Here is a 16,863-nt window from a genome sequence, read left to right as displayed (position 1 = left end):
GTCAGGCTTGGATCGGCACCTCGACGAACTTCTTGCCCGCGAAGTTCTCGACCACGACCGACTTCACGTCGTTCGGGGCCACCAGCGCGGAGCCGTCCAGGTTCGTGCCCTCGGCGGCGCCCTTCTTGGACACCACCCAGGAACCCGCCTCCTGGCGGCTGCCGTCCTTCGCGACCACGAAGATCCGGCACTTCTCGCCCTCGGGGATACCGGTGATCGCCGTGTTCGTGCGCACCCAGCCCGCGGCCGGGACGACCTTCACGGTCATCGACGCCTTGGTGTCCGGGTCGGTGAACGTCGCGAGCTTGGTGCCCGACGGGTCCGGTGCGGTCGTGGTCGGCGCGGGACCCGCCTGGATGTCCGGCGAGGTCGCCTTGCCGACGAAGACGCCGGCACCGAGCACCACCGCGGCCACGACGGCTGCCGCGGCGCCCAACGCGAACTGACGACGCCGTGCGACGCCGCCTCGTTCCGAACGCACCTGGCGAAGCGTGCGCTGCAACAACAGATCGCCACCCTCGGGCGGGCCGTCGAGCATGGCCTCCGGCGGAACCTCGCCGAGGTAGGCCTCCATGGCGCGGAGGTCTTCCAGCTCACGCGTGCAGTCAGGGCAGGACGCCAAGTGCTCGTCCATCTCGCGCACCTCCTGCTCGTCCATCGCTCCTAGAACGTAGGCACCGAGCAGCTGCGGGTCGTGCTGCGTGGTCATCCGGCCACCCCCTTCAGTGCGACCTGTTGACCGACGAACGTCTCCCTCAGGGCTCGCAACGCGTAATACGATCTTGATTTGACGGTGCCCGGTGGCACCCCGAGCGCCTCTGCCGCCTCCGTCACGCTGCGGCCGCGGAAGTAGATCTCCATCAGCACGTCGCGGTGGTCGGAGGACAACCTGTCGAGCGCCTCCAGCACCACCACCGAGTCGACGACCTGGTCGGCGTGGTCGCGCTCGATCGGTGGCGTCGCCGGAGACTCGGCCACCTCCTGAGGCCTCGCGGCCTTCGCACGGACCCTGTCGGTGACGATGTTGCGCGCCACGGTCAGCAACCAGCCGCGCACCGATCCCTTGCCGTTGACGAGGGCGTCGGGATGGCGCCACGCTCGGACGAGGGTCTCCTGGACCACGTCCTCGGCAGCCGCCCGATCACCGGTCAACCGCGTCGCGTACGCCAGCAGAGCCCGACCGTGCTCCTCGTAGAGCGATCGGATCAGCGCCTCGTCGGCCGCGGTCTCCCGTTTGCGGGAGAACAAAGCCGCCATCCACCCACTCCTCCCCGCCCGCGAACGAACTCTTGCGGGCGTCCTGTTCAAGACCTCAGCGGACACACGAGCCGAACCGGTCTTCGGTTCAACGGGTTTCGGCAAAAAGATTGTGGCGGATGTTATCGGCCGCCGTTGAGGTGCTGGACGAGCTCACCCATCAGCGCATCCGGCATCACGTTGATGAACATGGCGTGGTCGGTCGCCGGGTCCCGCATCTCCTCGGGGAAGCTGTCGATCGCGAACGGCCGGCCCACCGGCACGTCGTAGCCCACGGTGACGCGCAGCCGCGGGATCGGGAACGTCCTGGGCGGGCACGCGCCGCCGACCAGCGGGAACACCACGTGCGTGCGGTGCGAGGCGCTGTCGGTGTTGTTGCCGTCCCAGCAGCTCGCGAAGTCGTAGCCGCGCAACGTGGTTGCGCTCCCGCACAGCGGATACCTGGTCGTGTACCGGCCGGGCTGGTCGGAACAGCCCCACCGGGCCCGAACTTTCGGGCCGTAGTTGTTGGTGAACGCCATCGGATCGCCGGTGATCATGCGCAGAAACCGCGGCATCGGCAGCACGTTGCTCACCGGGCTGCCCTCGTACCGGATTTCGACGCTCTTCGGCTTGAGGACCTCGCCGACGTTGCCGTGCAGTCCGCCGCCCTCGGCGTGCGCGTCGTGGCCCGTGCCGTCGGTCAGGCGCAGCACCGGCCAGTAGTACGTCGACCGGTCGTCCTTCTCGCACGTGCTGGGGGCGGCCGCTAGAGAGGCGTTCGTCGACATCGCGTCTGCCGACTTGTTGCCCACGTACTCATGGGTGTGGTGGGCGCCGAACGGGATGCCGGGCGACACGACCGGGTTGTCCGCGTTGAGGTGCCGTTCCTCGTTGGTGCCGCACCGGATGACGACGTTCGGCGTGTCCGGCTCGCTCAGCGTCTGGTCCAGTTCGCTCACGTACTGGTCAGGGCCGGACCGGGCGTACGCCACCGCGGAGGCCACGACCACGATGACCGCGACCGCCGCGACGGCGAAGGTCATCGGTCTGCTGCGGGCCACGGCTACAGCTTGCCAAGCGCGCCATCGAGACGACAGGCCGGTGTCTCAGTTCGGAGGGCAGAAGTGAGCGATGAACGGCGCTTTCGTCCACCTCAGGTGAACAAGAGCGCCGTTCATCGAGAACTAGCCGGCGGTCACCAGCGGCTGGTGATCGTGGTTCACGACGCTGACCCCGGCCACGTCCCCTGCCCGCACCATCGCGGACCCGGCCAGCGTCACCTCGCCGTCGTGCGCCCTCCAGGAGCCGGCGGTGAAGGTGCGTCCGTCCTTCGTGTGCACGACGAGCCAGCAGGCTTCCCCGTCCTGCATGCCGTCGACCGTGGCGACCAGCCTGAGGCCGCCCTCGGTGTCCGTGACGCGCACAGCCAGATGAGCGCCGTCGGCCGAGGTCCCCTGCAGGGTCCCGGCGACGTCGTCGGTACCGCCGATGCCCAGGCCCTGGCCCAGCCAGACGCCCCCAGCGAGCACGCCGGCGACCACGAAGGTCGATGTCAGGGCCGTGACGCGCCCTCGGCGTCGCACGGCCTGGTGTCTCTCGTCGCGGACCGTCCCCAGCGTGCGCTGCAAGAGGTCGTCCGCGTCGCGCGGAGGGCCGTTCAGTGCGGCCTCCGGTGGCAGTTCTTCCATCAGCATGTGTCGATCTCGTTCAACTCGTCGGTGTCCAGGACGTTCGGTGCCATGCGCTGGCGGACGCGGCAATGGACACGGTTCACGCGGAACGACTCACCCATTTTCTCCTTCTCCGGTCCGCGTGGTTGCGGTGACCGACACCTTCAAAACGAGCCTGCGAGGAAGTTGGTTCAACGCAGATACAGGGCAGTTGCGCAGCCCACAGAAGACGGTTGACCTGGGGCTCCGGGAGCTCCTAGGGTCTCGTATATGATGTATGACCGGGTGGAAGCGCCTCCCGCGTCGCGCACGGACTTCGTTCTGGAATCGATCAAAGAAGCGATTCTCAACGGAAAACTGAAGCCCGGACAGGCGCTCGTGGAAACAGATCTCGCCGCCACGCTCAACGTCTCGAAGACGCCGGTGCGCGAAGCACTGAAGACTCTCGCCGGGTCTGGGCTCGTCGTGATGAGCCCGTACAAAGGCGCCGCGGTCCGCACGGTCGACGCCGCGATGGCCAACTCCGTCTACGACGTGCGGATGCTGATGGAACCCGAGGCGCTGAGGCGGTCCGTGCTGCTCGGGGCCTCGTTCGACGAAGCGGCGCTGGCGTTGGAAGACGTCTCCGACCTGGCCCGCCGGTCGCTCGCCAACCGCCGCTTCCACCGCGCCCTGTACGCCGGGTGCGGCAACCCGTTGATGATCCAGATCCTGGACGGCCTGCGCGACCAGGCCGCGCTGATCACCGTCGCCGGCTGGGGCATCTGCCCGACCTGGGACGACGAGGCCGCCGAGCACCGCGCGATCCTCGCCGCCGCGGTCGGCGGCAAGGGCGACCTCGCTTTCGAACTGCTCCGCCGCCACATCCAGACCTTCGCCGACCGAGTAGTTGAGGAGCTTCCCGATGGCGTTCGATGACCTCTCCGAACCGCTCGCGTCCGTCGTGGCGATCACCGTCACGCCGTTCGCCGAGGACGGCACGATCGACGAGAAGAACTACGCCGCGATCGTGGACCGGATGGTGGAGGGCGGCGTCTCGGTCGTCACGCCGAACGGCAACACGAGCGAGTTCTACACGCTGTCCGCCGCCGAGACCGAGCGCGCTCTGCAGATCACCGTGGACACCGCCGGGGACCGGGCCGCGATCGTCGCCGGCGTCGGGCATGATCTTGCCACCGCGGTGTCGGCCGCCCGGTTCGCCGACCGGGCCGGAGCGAACGGGATCATGATCCACCAGCCGGTGCACCCGTACGTGTCGCTGGACGGGTGGGTCGACTACCACCGGGCGATCGCGTCCTCGGTGCCCGAGCTGAGCGTGATCCTCTACGTGCGGAACCCGCGGATCGGTGGCGCGCAGATCGCCGCGCTGTCGGACGCGTGCCCGAACGTCGTCGGGGTGAAGTACGCGGTGCCGGATCCGGTTCGGTTCGCGACGGTCGCCCGGGATGCCGGGTTCGATCGGCTGACGTGGGTCGCGGGGCTCGCCGAGCTGTCCGCGCCGGGCTACTTCGCGGTCGGGGCGACGGGATTCACGTCCGGGCTCGCGAACGTGGCGCCGGAGCTGTCCGTGCAGATGTTCCGGTGCCTGCGGGCCGGTGAGTTCGGTGCGGCGATGGAGTTCTGGGAGGTCATCCGGAAGTTCGAGGAGCTGCGGGCGTTGAACGAGTCCGCGAACAACGTGTCCGTGGTGAAGGAGGCGTTGGCGCAGCTGGGGTTGTGCCGCCGGGACGTGCGGCCGCCCGCTTCGTTGCTGAGCGAGGCTGATCGCTCGGCCGTCGGTGTGCTGCTGAACTCGTGGAGCATGCTGTGAAGTTGCCCGGAAAAGGCTTGCGGAGCGCTGAGTGGTTCGAGGGTGAGGGGCTGCGGGCGTTCTCGCACAACGCGCGCATGCGTCAGCTCGGGATGAACGCCGAGGAGCACCTCGGCAAGCCCGTGATCGCCGTTCTGAACACGTGGAGCGGCATCAACCCGTGCCACATGCACTTGCGCGAGCGGGCCCAGCAGGTCGAGCGCGGGGTGTGGGAGGCGGGCGGATATCCGCTGGAGTTCCCGGTTTCCACGCTGTCGGAGACGTACCAGAAGCCGACGCCCATGCTGTACCGGAACATGCTGTCGATGGAGACCGAGGAGATCCTCCGGTCCTACCCGGTCGACGGTGCCGTGCTGATGGGCGGTTGTGACAAGACCACGCCCGCGTTGCTGATGGGCGCGGCTTCCGCCGGCCTGCCAACGGTCTTCGTGCCCGCCGGGCCGATGTTGCGGGGCAACTGGCGGGGCCAGAAGCTGGCTTCCGGTACCGACATGTGGCGGTTCTGGGACGAGAAACGGGCAGGGACGATCTCTTCGTCGGACTGGGCGGAGATCCAGTCCGGGCTGGCTCGCTCCCCCGGCACGTGCATGACGATGGGTACGGCGTCGACGATGACCGCCGCCGCCGAGGCCCTTGGGCTCACTTTGCCTGGAGCGTCGTCGATTCCGGCCGTCGACTCGGCGCACCACCGGATGGCCGCGGCCTCGGGCATGCGCGTCGTCGAGATGGTGCGCGAGGGGCTGACGATCGACGACGTCTTGTCCCCTGAGGCATATGAGGACGCGATCCGGACCGTGCTGGCGTTGGGTGGCTCGACCAACTCGTACATCCACCTGATCGCGATGGCCGGGCGGTCGCAGATCTCCTTGTCGCTGGACGACTTCGACCGGTTGTCCCGGGAAGTCCCGGTGCTGGCTTCGGTTCAGCCCGCCGGCGAGCACCTGATGGAGGACTTCTACTACGCGGGCGGGCTGCGCGGCCTCCTTTCGCAGCTCAAGGATTCGTTGCACCTCAAGCGGATCACGGTGACCGGACGGACGTTCGGCGAGGACTTGGAGGGCGCCGAGGTGTACGACTCCTCGGTGATCCGGCCCGTGGACTCGCCGGTCTCCGCCGAGGGCGGACTGGCCGTGCTGCGCGGAAACCTGGCGCCGGACGGTGCGGTGATCAAGTACGTGGCGGCTGATCCCGCGTTGTGGAAACACACCGGGCCCGCCGTGGTTTTCCACGGCTACCAGGACTTGCAGGCACGGATCAACGACCCCGCGCTGGAAGTCACGAAGGATTCGGTGATCGTGCTCGCGGGCGGTGGCCCCAAGGGCGGACCCGGTATGCCCGAGTACGGGATGCTGCCGATCCCGGACAAGTTGTTGCAGGAAGGCGTCCGGGACATGGTGCGCGTGTCAGACGCGCGGATGTCCGGAACTTCTTATGGCGCTTGCGTTCTGCACGTGGCACCGGAGGCGCACGTCGGTGGGCCGCTGGCGCTGGTGCGGGACGGCGACCTCGTGACGCTGGACGTCGAGGCGCGCGTGCTGCGCGTGGAGATCTCCGACGAGGAGATGGAACGGCGTCGCCTGGAGTGGACCGCGCCGCCGCCGAAGTTCGAACGCGGGTACGGCGCGCTGTACTACGAGCACATCACGCAGGCCAACGAGGGCTGCGACTTCGAGTTCCTGTCACGGCCGGGAGTCAACCCGGAACCCAACGCCCACTAGCGCCTCCTGCTGCCAGTCGTCGGTGCCGGACAGCTGACTGCGCAGGTAGGCGGTGGTGAGCCGCTGCACGACCGCGACCCGTTCGGGGCTCTCGTCCGTGGTCTCGGCGACGTCGTACCCGGAGACGCCGCCGAGACCGTGCTCGCCGCCTTCGAGGATCAGCAGGTCCTTCTGGCCGGGCGCCAGGTGGAACGGGTCCTCGTGCCACGCGGGCCCGTTGGTCGTGAGGTGCTCGGAGCCGTCCTGGTCGCCGGCCACGACGAGTGCCGGAGTGGTCATGCCGCCGAAGTCCGCGGTGAGCATGAACGGGTAGTTCTCTTTGACGACGTCGGTGAGCCCCTCGCCGCGGCCCGTCGAGCCGAGCAGCACGCCGGCCCTGATCCGGACGTCCTCGAAGCTCTGGTTCTCGGTCTTCATGCCCAGCAGCAGGCTCGCGGTGTGCCCGCCCATCGAGTGGCCCGCGACTGCGATCTTCGTGCGGTCGAGCCGGTTCCGCAGCTGTGGCACGGCCTTCTCGATCTCGTCGAGCCGGTCGATGAGGTGCGACATGTCCTCGGCACGTTCCTTCCAGAACATCGGCGCGCCGGGAGTGTCCGCGGGCAGGTTCAGCGAACGCGAGCTCAGGTGCGTGGGCTGCAGGACGACGAAGCCCTGCTCGGCCCAGTAGTTGGCCAGCGGCGCATAGCCGTTCAGCGAGGACAGGTGGTGGGAGTGCCCCTGCCCGTGCGACAGCAGGATGATCGGCAGCTCGTTGCCTTCCATCGGCGCGGAGACCTTCAGCTGCAGGTCAACGGGCCTGCCGGGAATTTCGAGCACGACAGGACTCACCGTGAAGACGGTCATCGGTTCCCCTTCGAGTAGTCTGTCGCCGTAAGTGGAGCGCCGTTCCGGAACGATACGGAGCACTGTTCCGCTTTGTCAACGGTGCCGGATGGGAGTCGACGTGCCACCACGCAAGCGGGCCGACGCCGCGCGCAACGAGCAGACGTTGCTCGCAGCCGCGGCCGAGGTGTTCGTCAGGTCCGGCGTCGACGCGCCGATCCGCGAGATCGCGGCCGAGGCGGGCGTCGGCATGGGCACGATCTACCGCCACTTCCCGACCCGCGCGGACCTCGTCGTGGCCGTCTACCGCCATCAGGTCGAGGCGTGCGCGGAGGCAGGGCCCGAACTGCTGTCCAAAGAGGACTCTCCGCAGCAGGCGCTGCGGCAGTGGGTCGACCTGTTCGTGGATTTCCTGGTCACCAAGCACGGGCTCGCGAACGCGTTGCAGTCCGACAGCAGCGGGTTCGAGCAGCTGCACGCGTACTTCCTCGACCGGCTCGGACCGGTGTGCGGTGAACTGCTGAAGGCGAGCGGGATCGAGAACATCCAGCCGTACGAGCTGATGCGCGGGATCGGCAACCTGTGCGTCGGACGGGGCGACGACGCGCGCTACGACCCGCGCCGGCTGATCGCGCTGCTCCTCGACGGCCTGCTGGGGGCCTGACTGCCGCGAAGTGCAAGTTGCATAAGGGTTTCCGATGGGCACGTCGGCGCGTTCAGGTGAAACACGAGTCGTCGCCCGAATGGAATCTCATGCACAGTCACATGTTCGCCCGCGGCACGTTGGTCTGATGGGGCAGACATGGTGTCCACGCGGGTGACACGGCGTTGTTGGGATTCCGGCAGGTCCCTAGCTTCGGTGGTCAGTTCCCCACCACCGCCGAAGGGACCACCGTGCGAAGACGCCTGCAGGCAATGGTGCTCGCGACCGCGCTCGCCGCCAGTGCACTGTCCTCCGCCGCCCCCGTGGCCGCCCAGCCACCCGTCTCGACGCTCACCAAGTCCGTGCAGGGCGTGTCCGATCCCGCCGGCCACGGCGACACCGCCACCTGGGTCGTGTCCTACCACAACGGCACCCCCGGCGCCGCCACCATCACCGACACCATCGGAGCCGGCCAGGCCTACGTGCCCGGTTCGCTGCAGGTGCCGCCGGGCTGGACCGGCACCGAGCCGGCGCCGGGCAACCCGGTCGTCAGCGCGACCAACCCGAACGTCCGCAACGGCGGCACCGCGCACGCCAACCTGCTCACCCCTCCCATCCCGGCCAGTGCGAGCTCGACCGGCGGCGACGGGTTCTCGCCGTTGCTGCACCGCACGCCGGACGGGCGGCTGCAGGCGTGGAACGTCTACCACCACCTCCCGGTCGCGAACCGGAAGCTGATGTGCACCGATCTCGCGACCAGCGCACCCTGCCCCGGTGGGCCGTGGCCGAAGCCGCTCAACACGACAGCCGGCCCGTTCGGCACGGGCGACACCGGTGACATCGCCAGTCCCCTGGAGCCGCAGTACGTCCGCGATCCGGGAACCCCGTCGAAGATCTACTACTCGGCGACCACCACGACCTCGATCGGCGTCGGCTGTCTCGACCTCGCCGCACCCGGCAACTGCGGCTACTGGCCACTGATGAACCGGGCGGGGCAGACCACCGAGCTCGCCGGACTCGTCGCGCTGGGCGGAAACCTCTACGGCGTGGCGACTTCCGGGCACGTCGTGTGCTGGACGATCGCGTCGCAGAGCGCGTGCGGCGGGCAGCCGTACGCCCCGATCGTGCCGTTCACCAACACCGGCGGCTACTACTTCGGCGCGCTGGCCACAGCCGGCGGCAGGCTGTTCGCGTCGTCGACGCCGTCCGGTGGCGGCACGCCGGTGATGGGCTGCTTCGATCCCGCCGCGACGAGCGCGTGCGCGGGCTGGCCGTCCCCGAAGTCCCTCGGGCCGTCCGGCAACTACACCTACAACGCCTACACCTCTTACGGCACAACGGGTGTGGAGACCGGCGCGTGCTCGACCACGAGTGGCGGCACCAGTGTCACCACCTGCTACGCGATCGACGGTTCGCCGCTTTCGGCCCCTTCCAGCCTGGCCGGACTGGGGGCCGGCGTGCTCGCGTTCAACCCGGAGATCGTCCGCATCGGCGACCGGGTGCGCAGCTACGTCGCCATCTGGGGCGGCCCCTACCAGGGCGCCGCGGTGTGCCACGACTGGAGCACCGGCACGACCTGCGCGGGCACCCCGGCACGCATCACGCACCCCACTGCCAACAACGGCATCACCCGGGACTACGGCTACGCCTACGACCCGCCGACCGGCTGCCTGATCGGCCTCGGCGACGCGGGTGTGCTGTTCTCGATGGATCCTGACACGGGGGCGTCGCCGTGCGTGCGCACCGGCGCCTCCGTGTCGCTCACCCCGGCGCAGTTCTACTGCGACGGCAAGCCGCACTCCGCGTCCTACACCAGGGCCTCGCTGGTCGGCGTCACGCCGGCGAACGTGAACTTCGGCGCCTCCACCATCACCGCGACCGACCAGAACGGTGCCGCCGTGGCGGTCCCGGCGTTCGCGCCCGACGGCACGGTCGACCTCAGCGGCGTGTCCGCCACGACGCTGAACCTGACCACCACGCTGGTCCTGAACAACGGAGCGGACTTCGGCGGCGGCAACCAGCCGTCGCTGGTCGTCGAGTTCACCGGCGACGCGCCTCAGGTGTGCTTCCGCACGACGATCGCGGCGGAGTGCGCGGTCGGTTCGGTCAGCAACACCGCCAACGGAACGGACGTGACCGGCGGCTTCGCGTCCAACACCGTCACGCGGGCCGTCGCGCCGGGCCACGCCTGCCAGCCGAACGTGGTGGTGGAAAAGGAGATCTGCGGCTCGCACACACCGGCGAACTGCAAGACCGGTGGCGCCGGACCGTGGGTGAAACAGGCTCCGGTAGGCGTGCTGGGACTGCTGTTCGCCACCGCGTACTGGCGGATCACCGTCACCAACAGCGGTCCGGTGTCCATTGTGGATTCCTACGTGGTCGACGACGGTGAGCCGAGCTGCCAGACCGGGCCGTTCACCCTCGCGCCCGGTCAGTCGAAACAGGTCTACTGCTCGACGTACGCACTGCTCTCGCTGTTCCCGCTGATCAACAACGCCAAGGTCAGGTACACGCCGCAGAACTCGCCCGCCGGCACCCCGCCGTCCTACACGGGATGGTCGTCGGCCAAGGCGTGTCCGCTGCTCTGCCAGTTGCGGTGAGAACGGGGAAGGCCCCCGGACGCCACGTCCGGGGGCCTTCCGTTTTCCGGTACCGGTGCGGGCCGGCCCAGCGCCGCCGCATGTCGGACCGCACCGGGCCGCTTCTAGTTGAGCGCCACCTTCAGGATCTTGGTGGAGCTGTTGCCCGGCGTGGAGTCCTTGTCACCGTTGGAGGTGGTGACCCACAGCGAGCCGTCCGGGGCGGGTTCCGGCGTCCGCAGACGGCCGTAGGTGCCCTGGAAGTGGGACGTGGTGGTGCCGATGCTGTCGCCGTTGATGGTCATGCGGTACAGCCGCTCGCCGCGCAGGGCGGCGAGGAACAGCACGTCGTTGACGATCGCGAGGCCGGACGGCGAAGCGGAGCCGACGGAGAAGGTCTTCTTCGGCGCGATGTAACCCGAGCACGAACCAGAGGTGCCCTCGCAGTTGGGCCAGCCGTAGTTGCCGCCCTTCTGGATCAGGTTGATCTCGTCCATGTTGGAGTTGCCGAGCTCGGCCTCCCACAGGCGGTTCTTCGAGTCGAACGTGAGGCCCTGCACGTTGCGGTGGCCGTAGGACCACACGTAGCGCGCGTTGCCGCCCTCGGAGAAGAACGGGTTGTCGGCCGGGGCCGTGCCGTCCGGGTTGAGGCGCAGGACCTTGCCGCCCAGCGACTGCTTGTTCTGGGCGTTGGCACCGTTCTGGCCGTCACCGGTCGACGCGTAGAGCTTGCCGTCCGGGCCGAAGCGCAGGCGGCCGCCGTTGTGGAACTTGTTGCGCGGGATGCCGGTCAGCAGCACCTTGTACTCGCCCAGCGTGTTGCCGTCCAACGTCATCCGCACGACGCGGTTGTCGCCGGAGGCCGTGTGGTAGATGTACACGTAGTGGTCGCTGCTGAACGACGGCGAGAGCTCGATGCCCAGCAGGCCGCCCTCACCGTTGGTGCCAGAGACGTTCGGGACCTTGCCCAGCGTGGTCTTCTGGCCGGTCGGCGTGATCTTGATCAGATCCTGCGCGTCGCGGCGCGAGTAGATGCCGTCGCCGTTGGGCAGGAACGCGAGGCCCCACGGCACGTCGTTGTCGGTCGCGATCTGCGTGACGGCACCGACCTGGTCGCCACCGGGACGGGTCTTCACGGTCACCGCGTTGGAGAGCGGGCCGCCGTTGCCGACAGCGTCGAAGGCCTTGACGGTGAACGTGTACTCGGTGTTCGCGGTGCGGCCGCCGATCGTGGTGGTGGTGCCGGTCGCGTCACCGACCTTGGTGGAGCCGGTGTAGATCTCGTAGCGCGTCACGCCGATGTTGTCGGTCGCCGCGTCCCACGCCAGCGACACGGAGTTGGCCGTCACGCCGGTGGAACGCAGGTTCTTCGGCGCGGTCGGCGGGATCGGGTCGTCCTCGGCGGGCGGGGTCTTGAACTCCGCCGTGTTGGACGCCTGCGAGATGTTGCCGGCCGCGTCCTTCGCGTTGACGTAGAAGCCGTACGTCGTGTTCGGCTTCAGGCCCGTCATCACCGTGGAGGTCGGCGTCGCGGGCACGGACTTCACGAACTGGCCGAGGTTGTAGATCTCGTACGACGTGACGCCGACGTTGTCGGTCGACGGCTTCCAGGTCAGCTTCGCCGAGTCGGGCTTGATGTCCGAGGCGACGAGGTCCGTCGGAGCGGTCGGCGGCTCACCCTCGACGGGGCCGGTGCTGCCGAATACCTGGAACTCCTGCAGGGAGTAGCCGTACGACGTGCCGGTGCGGCAGCGCGTCGTGCCGTAGACGCGGACGTAACGACCGCGCCCGGTGACCGTGAGGTCCTCGACACCGCCCTTGCCGTCGGTCGTGTTGTAGATCGACGTCCAGCTCGAGTCGTTCTCAGAGGTCTCGACCCGGTACGCCTTGGCGCACGAGAGGTCCCACTGCAGCCGGACCCGGCTGATGTTCGCGGTCGCGCCCAGGTCGACGCGGATCCAGGCCGGGTCGGTGTTCGACTTGCTGGCCCAGCGCGTGGCCGTGTTGCCGTCGACGGCGTTCTTCGGCGCGTAGTTCGCACCGCCGGACGCCGACTCGGTCGTGGGCTTGCCTTGGGACAGCAGGACATCAGCTGCAACTGCCGCGGGTGCGGCGGAAACGAGCGAGGTCACCGCCACTGCGAGCACAGTGGCCAGGATGCCGGTCCTCGTGACCAGCAACCGCCGTGAACGGGGTGCCACAGGAGCCTCCCACTTTCGTCGGGGGATGGGTTGTGCGGCGGCATTGCGTTCGACCGGGCGGCGGGCCAGTCATCGGAGGAGTGCCCTGCTGACTTCCGGGCGAATCTGTTGACTCGCCGTGGAGATCAGGTGTAGGCATTCGACCGTTACAGAAAAACCGTAAACGTTTTCGAGCGCCAGGTCCAGAGTCAGTTAGGGAGCCACGAGATGCGCTGGACAAGGAAGTTACAGCTCGTCATCCCCGCCTTGTTGGTCGTCACGGCGTGTGGTGCACCGGAGGCCCCACAGGCGCAGAACGCACCGACCACCATCCCGGACAAGCCGTCCAAACCGGTCGAGCTGAACGTGCTCGACGTGGCCGGCAACCTGCAGCTCACCCAGGGCATGATCGACGAGTTCGTGAAGTCGAACCCCGACTACGTCAGCAAGGTCAACTACACCAAGGCGACCGCGCCGGACATGCCGGGCAAGCTCAAGGCCGAGCAGAACTCGGGCACCTCCCAGACCCACCTCGTGCTGACCGGTACCGACGGATTGTCGTCGGTGATCGAGCAGAAACTGGTCTACGAACTGCTCCCCGGATATTCGGCGAAGCTGCCGGACCTGGAGAAGACCTACCTCCCGCCCGCGTGGGAGATGCAGAAGCTCGCCCAGGGCCAGGGCGTCGCCGTGACCTACTACCCCGCCGGTCCGCTGCTGGAGTACGACCCGGCGAAGGTGCCGACCCCTCCGACCTCTCCGGCCGAACTGCTGGAGTGGGCCAAGGCGCACCCCGGCAAGTTCCAGTACGCGCGGCCGGCGAACTCCGGTCCCGGCCGGACGTTCCTCATGGGACTGCCGTACCTGCTCGGCGACACCGACCCCAAGGACCCCGAGAAGGGCTGGGAGAAGACCTGGGCGTACCTGAAGGACCTGGGGCAGTACGTCGACAACTACCCCGGCGGCACCACGGACGTCATGAAGAACCTGGCGAACGGCACGTCGTGGATGGTCGCGTCGACGACCGGCTGGGACATCAACCCGCGCGTGCTCGGCTCGGTGCCGGAGGGCATGAAGATCTCGACGTTCAAGGGCTTCCACTGGGTCACCGACGCGCACTACGCCGTGGTGCCCAAGGGAGTGTCGCAGGACGTGCTGGCGGCGAACCTGGCGCTCATCAAGTTCATGCTGGACGCCAAGCAGCAGGCCAAGGCGTACGACAAGGGCTACTTCTACCCCGGTCCGGCCGTCAAGGACGTGACGTTGAAGATGGCGCCGCAGGAGTCGCAGGACGCCATCGCGAAGTTCGGGCGCGCCGAGTACGACAAGCTGATCTCCGAGAACCCCAAGGAGACCTCGCTCCCGGCCGCGCAGCAGGTGAAGGCGTTCCAGCGGTGGGACCGAGAGATCGGTAAGAAGTAGTGACGGGACAACGGTTCGCGGAGCTGCATCTCGACCACGTGCAGCGCGCCTTCGGGGACACCGTTGCCCTCAAAGGCATGGACCTGACGATCAAGGGCGGCGAGTTCGTCGCCCTGCTAGGGCCGTCCGGATGCGGGAAGTCGACCGCGCTGAACTGCCTGGCGGGGCTGCTGCCGCTGACCGGCGGGCGGATCACCCTGGACGGCAAGCGGATCGACGACCTGCCGCCGGAGAAGCGCGGGTTCGGGATGGTGTTCCAGAACTACGCGCTGTTCCCGCACATGTCGGTGCGGCGCAACATCGGGTTCGGCCTGTCCATGCGCAAGACGTCGAAGGCGGAGCTGACCAAGCGGGTGGACGAGGCGGTGCGCCTCGTCCAGCTCGAAGAACACCAGCACAAGTTCCCGGCACAGCTCTCCGGTGGCCAGCAACAACGTGTGGCGATCGCGCGGGCGATCGTGCTCGAACCACCGTTGGTGCTGATGGACGAGCCACTGTCCAACTTGGACGCGGCGCTGCGGTTGGAGATGCGCACCGAGATCCGGCGGCTGCACCAGTCGCTGGGTCTCACGACCGTCTACGTGACGCACGACCAGGAGGAGGCGCTCGCGCTCGCCGACCGGCTCGTGGTGCTACGGCTCGGCGAGGTGCAGCAGGTCGGGTCGCCGGAGGAGGTCTACGCGCATCCGGTCAACCGCTACGTCGCCGGGTTCATGGGCTACCGCAACATGATCCAGGTGTCCGTGGTGGCCCAGGAAGGCGAGCACACGACCGTGCAGACCGCTGACGGCGTCAAGCTCGTTGGTGTCAAACGGGAAGAGCTTTCGGGCGAGGCCGTGGCGGCGGTTCGCCCTGAGGACTTCTCCGTTGTCTCCGAACCCGGCGAGAACACGCTGGAAGCGGTGGTGGAGATCGTCGAGTACCACGGCCGGGAGCAGGCCGTGGAGGCTCGGCTGAAGGACGGCTCGCAGCTGCACGTTCGCACCAATTCGCGACTGGCTCCCGGCGACACCATCACGTTGAAGGTGCCCATCGAGCGCGTGCTGGTGTTCGCATGACCGCGGTGATGGAGCGGGCGTCGCTCAAGCACCGGCTGGCCGAGAAGGGCGTCGACCGCGTCCTCTGGCTGCTGGTGCCGGGCGCGGTGTTCGTGATCCTGCTGTTCGTGTACCCGTTCCTGTACGGGCTGCAGCTGTCGTTCCAGCCGAAGGGCGGCGGCAGCCCGTTCCAGAACTACGTCACGTTCTTCCAGGACGACTACCTGGCCGAGACCGTGTGGATCACCCTGCGGCTCGGGCTGCCGGCGGCACTGTTCAACGTGCTGGCGTCCATCCCGATCGCGTTCCGGATGCGCGGCCGGTTCCGGGGCAAGAGAGCGCTCACCACGCTGCTGGTCGTCCCGATCACCCTCGGCACCGTGCTGACGGCGGAAGGACTCCTCGCGTTCTTCGGCCCGACGGGATGGTTCAACCGCATCCTGATGGCGCTGGGCGCGGACGAACCGGCGAAGCTCACCCACAACTACTGGGGTGTGCTGTTCAGCCTGATCATCACGGGCTTCCCGTTCGCGTTCCTGCTGACGCTGTCGTACCTGTCCGGCATCGACCCGACGCTGGAGCAGGCGGCGGCGACGCTGGGCGCGTCGAAGCGGCAGCGGTTCCGCACGATCACCATGCCGTTGCTCGCGCCAGGGCTCGCGGTGACGTTTTGCTTGAGCTTCGTGCTGGCGTTCTCGGTCTTCCCGTCCGCGGTCATGGTCGGCAACCCGGCCGGCGAGACGCACGTGATGTCGATCGCCGCGTACGAGACGGCGTTGCGGGACAACGACTTCGCGATGGGCTCGGCGATCGCGATGCTGATGGCGCTGGTGATGCTGATCGTGATCGGCGTGGTGCTGATCTGGCGCACGACGCTCTACCGCGGTGCGACGGGAGGCAAGGGATGAGGCTCACTGCTCGCCCCGTTGTGTGGCTGACGTGGGGCGCCCTGATCTTCTTCATGCTGAACCTGGTCGGCATCGTCGGCGCGGTCGTCACGAACTCGTTCGCCGAGACGTGGTTCGGCTCGTGGCTGCCGGACGGGTACACGGGCAAGTGGTACGGCGAGGCGTGGCGCGACTACCGGCTGCTCGACGTCCTCGGTGTCACGTTCCAGGTCGCGATCGCGGTCGTCGTCATCTCCGTCCTGATCGGAGTTCCTACGGCCTATGCCCTGGCGCGCCGCAACTTCCCCGGCAAGAAGCTGCTCAACGTGCTGTTCCTGCTGCCCATCCTGATGCCGCCCATGACGTACGGCATCCCGCTCGCCACCGTGCTCTACAAGTTCCACCTGGCGGGCAGCATGTTCGGCGTGATCGCGGCGAACCTCGTGCCGGCCGTGCCGTTCGTGGTGCTGACGATGACGCCGTTCATCGAGCAGATCGACACGAAGATCGAGTCGGCGGCGCGGATGTGCGGGGCGAACACGTTCGCCATCTTCACCCGCGTGCTCGCGCCGTTGCTCGTACCGGGCATCCTGGCGGCGTCGATCCTGGTGCTCGTGCGGACGGTGGGCATGTTCGAACTGACCTTCCTCACGGCGGGCCCGACCAGCCAGACGCTGGTGGTGTCGCTGTACGAGGCGATGTCGTCGGCGGGCATCAGGCCACAGCAGATGGTCGACTCGATGGCGGTGATCTACACCGGATCTATGCTCCTTCTTCTCGTGATCGCGCTGCGTTTCGTCAACCCGACACAGCTCGTCACGAGACTCAAAGAACCTTCCTGACGCCTGACCCGTCA

15 protein-coding genes are annotated in these 16,863 nt (G+C 68.0%); 9 read left to right on the top strand and 6 right to left on the bottom strand.

Annotated features, from left to right (window positions below):
• Position 1: 1 nt before the first annotated feature.
• The 4 genes from ABZX92_RS03305 to ABZX92_RS03290 all read right to left on the bottom strand — a co-directional run bounded on the left by ABZX92_RS03305 (position 2) and on the right by ABZX92_RS03290 (position 2,933).
• Positions 2–709 carry a zf-HC2 domain-containing protein gene (locus ABZX92_RS03305; RefSeq protein ID WP_355553283.1) on the bottom strand — a complete coding sequence of 236 codons (708 nt, stop codon included), beginning with the start codon at positions 707–709 and terminating at the stop codon, positions 2–4.
• Positions 706–1,257 (bottom strand): sigma-70 family RNA polymerase sigma factor, encoded by a 552-nt coding sequence (locus tag ABZX92_RS03300; RefSeq protein WP_109637237.1) that lies wholly within the window; start codon positions 1,255–1,257, stop codon positions 706–708. The genes ABZX92_RS03305 and ABZX92_RS03300 overlap by 4 nt, the downstream gene beginning before the upstream one ends.
• Before the next feature lie 122 nt (positions 1,258–1,379).
• On the bottom strand, positions 1,380–2,300 hold the full coding sequence (locus ABZX92_RS03295) for a DUF1996 domain-containing protein (protein WP_355553280.1): 921 nt from the start codon (positions 2,298–2,300) through the stop codon (positions 1,380–1,382).
• A gap of 123 nt (positions 2,301–2,423) precedes the next feature.
• Positions 2,424–2,933, bottom strand: a complete 510-nt coding sequence (locus ABZX92_RS03290; protein ID WP_355553277.1) for an anti-sigma factor — start codon at positions 2,931–2,933, stop codon at positions 2,424–2,426.
• Between the two features lie 246 nt (positions 2,934–3,179).
• Here ABZX92_RS03290 and ABZX92_RS03285 point away from each other — a divergent pair, with 246 nt between their 5' ends.
• Genes ABZX92_RS03285 through araD form a run of 3 tightly spaced genes read left to right on the top strand, consistent with a single transcriptional unit; the run spans position 3,180 to position 6,437 of the window.
• Positions 3,180–3,827: a GntR family transcriptional regulator gene (locus tag ABZX92_RS03285; RefSeq protein ID WP_355553274.1), complete on the top strand. Its 648-nt coding sequence runs from the start codon at positions 3,180–3,182 to the stop codon at positions 3,825–3,827.
• Positions 3,814–4,719, top strand: coding sequence for a dihydrodipicolinate synthase family protein (locus ABZX92_RS03280; RefSeq protein WP_355553271.1), 906 nt, complete (start codon positions 3,814–3,816; stop codon positions 4,717–4,719). Before ABZX92_RS03285 ends, ABZX92_RS03280 begins: the two co-directional genes overlap by 14 nt.
• Positions 4,716–6,437, top strand: a complete 1,722-nt coding sequence (gene araD / locus ABZX92_RS03275; RefSeq protein WP_355553268.1) for an L-arabinonate dehydratase — start codon at positions 4,716–4,718, stop codon at positions 6,435–6,437. The genes ABZX92_RS03280 and araD overlap by 4 nt, the downstream gene beginning before the upstream one ends.
• Here araD and ABZX92_RS03270 read toward each other — a convergent pair.
• Entirely contained in the window at positions 6,399–7,280 is an 882-nt protein-coding gene (locus tag ABZX92_RS03270; RefSeq protein ID WP_355553265.1) for an alpha/beta fold hydrolase, read from the bottom strand. The genes araD and ABZX92_RS03270 overlap by 39 nt on opposite strands.
• A 100-nt stretch (positions 7,281–7,380) precedes the next feature.
• Between ABZX92_RS03270 and ABZX92_RS03265 the strand changes: the two genes are divergently transcribed.
• Positions 7,381–7,923, top strand: coding sequence for a helix-turn-helix domain-containing protein (locus ABZX92_RS03265; protein WP_355553262.1), 543 nt, complete (start codon positions 7,381–7,383; stop codon positions 7,921–7,923).
• 230 nt (positions 7,924–8,153) lie between these two features.
• Positions 8,154–10,502 carry a hypothetical protein gene (locus tag ABZX92_RS03260; RefSeq protein ID WP_355553260.1) on the top strand — a complete coding sequence of 783 codons (2,349 nt, stop codon included), beginning with the start codon at positions 8,154–8,156 and terminating at the stop codon, positions 10,500–10,502.
• A gap of 104 nt (positions 10,503–10,606) precedes the next feature.
• Here ABZX92_RS03260 and ABZX92_RS03255 read toward each other — a convergent pair whose 3' ends face one another.
• Positions 10,607–12,682: a PQQ-dependent sugar dehydrogenase gene (locus ABZX92_RS03255; protein WP_355553257.1), complete on the bottom strand. Its 2,076-nt coding sequence runs from the start codon at positions 12,680–12,682 to the stop codon at positions 10,607–10,609.
• Positions 12,683–12,889: 207 nt separating this feature from the next.
• Here ABZX92_RS03255 and ABZX92_RS03250 point away from each other — a divergent pair, with 207 nt between their 5' ends.
• The 4 genes from ABZX92_RS03250 to ABZX92_RS03235 are packed head-to-tail and all read left to right on the top strand — an operon-like array spanning position 12,890 to position 16,849.
• Positions 12,890–14,083, top strand: coding sequence for an extracellular solute-binding protein (locus ABZX92_RS03250; protein ID WP_355553255.1), 1,194 nt, complete (start codon positions 12,890–12,892; stop codon positions 14,081–14,083).
• Positions 14,083–15,141 carry an ABC transporter ATP-binding protein gene (locus ABZX92_RS03245; protein ID WP_355553252.1) on the top strand — a complete coding sequence of 353 codons (1,059 nt, stop codon included), beginning with the start codon at positions 14,083–14,085 and terminating at the stop codon, positions 15,139–15,141. Before ABZX92_RS03250 ends, ABZX92_RS03245 begins: the two co-directional genes overlap by 1 nt.
• Complete coding sequence (locus ABZX92_RS03240) at positions 15,138–16,028, top strand: sugar ABC transporter permease (RefSeq protein ID WP_355553249.1); 891 nt, start codon at positions 15,138–15,140, stop codon at positions 16,026–16,028. The genes ABZX92_RS03245 and ABZX92_RS03240 overlap by 4 nt, the downstream gene beginning before the upstream one ends.
• Complete coding sequence (locus tag ABZX92_RS03235) at positions 16,025–16,849, top strand: ABC transporter permease (protein WP_355553246.1); 825 nt, start codon at positions 16,025–16,027, stop codon at positions 16,847–16,849. The genes ABZX92_RS03240 and ABZX92_RS03235 overlap by 4 nt, the downstream gene beginning before the upstream one ends.
• The last annotated feature ends 14 nt before the right edge of the window (positions 16,850–16,863 follow it).

The organism is Lentzea sp. NPDC006480, assembly GCF_040611995.1.
Lineage (GTDB): Bacteria > Actinomycetota > Actinomycetes > Mycobacteriales > Pseudonocardiaceae > Lentzea.
The sequence above is the reverse complement of the archived record's forward strand: the minus strand, read 5'-3'. Positions and strand labels throughout refer to the sequence as shown.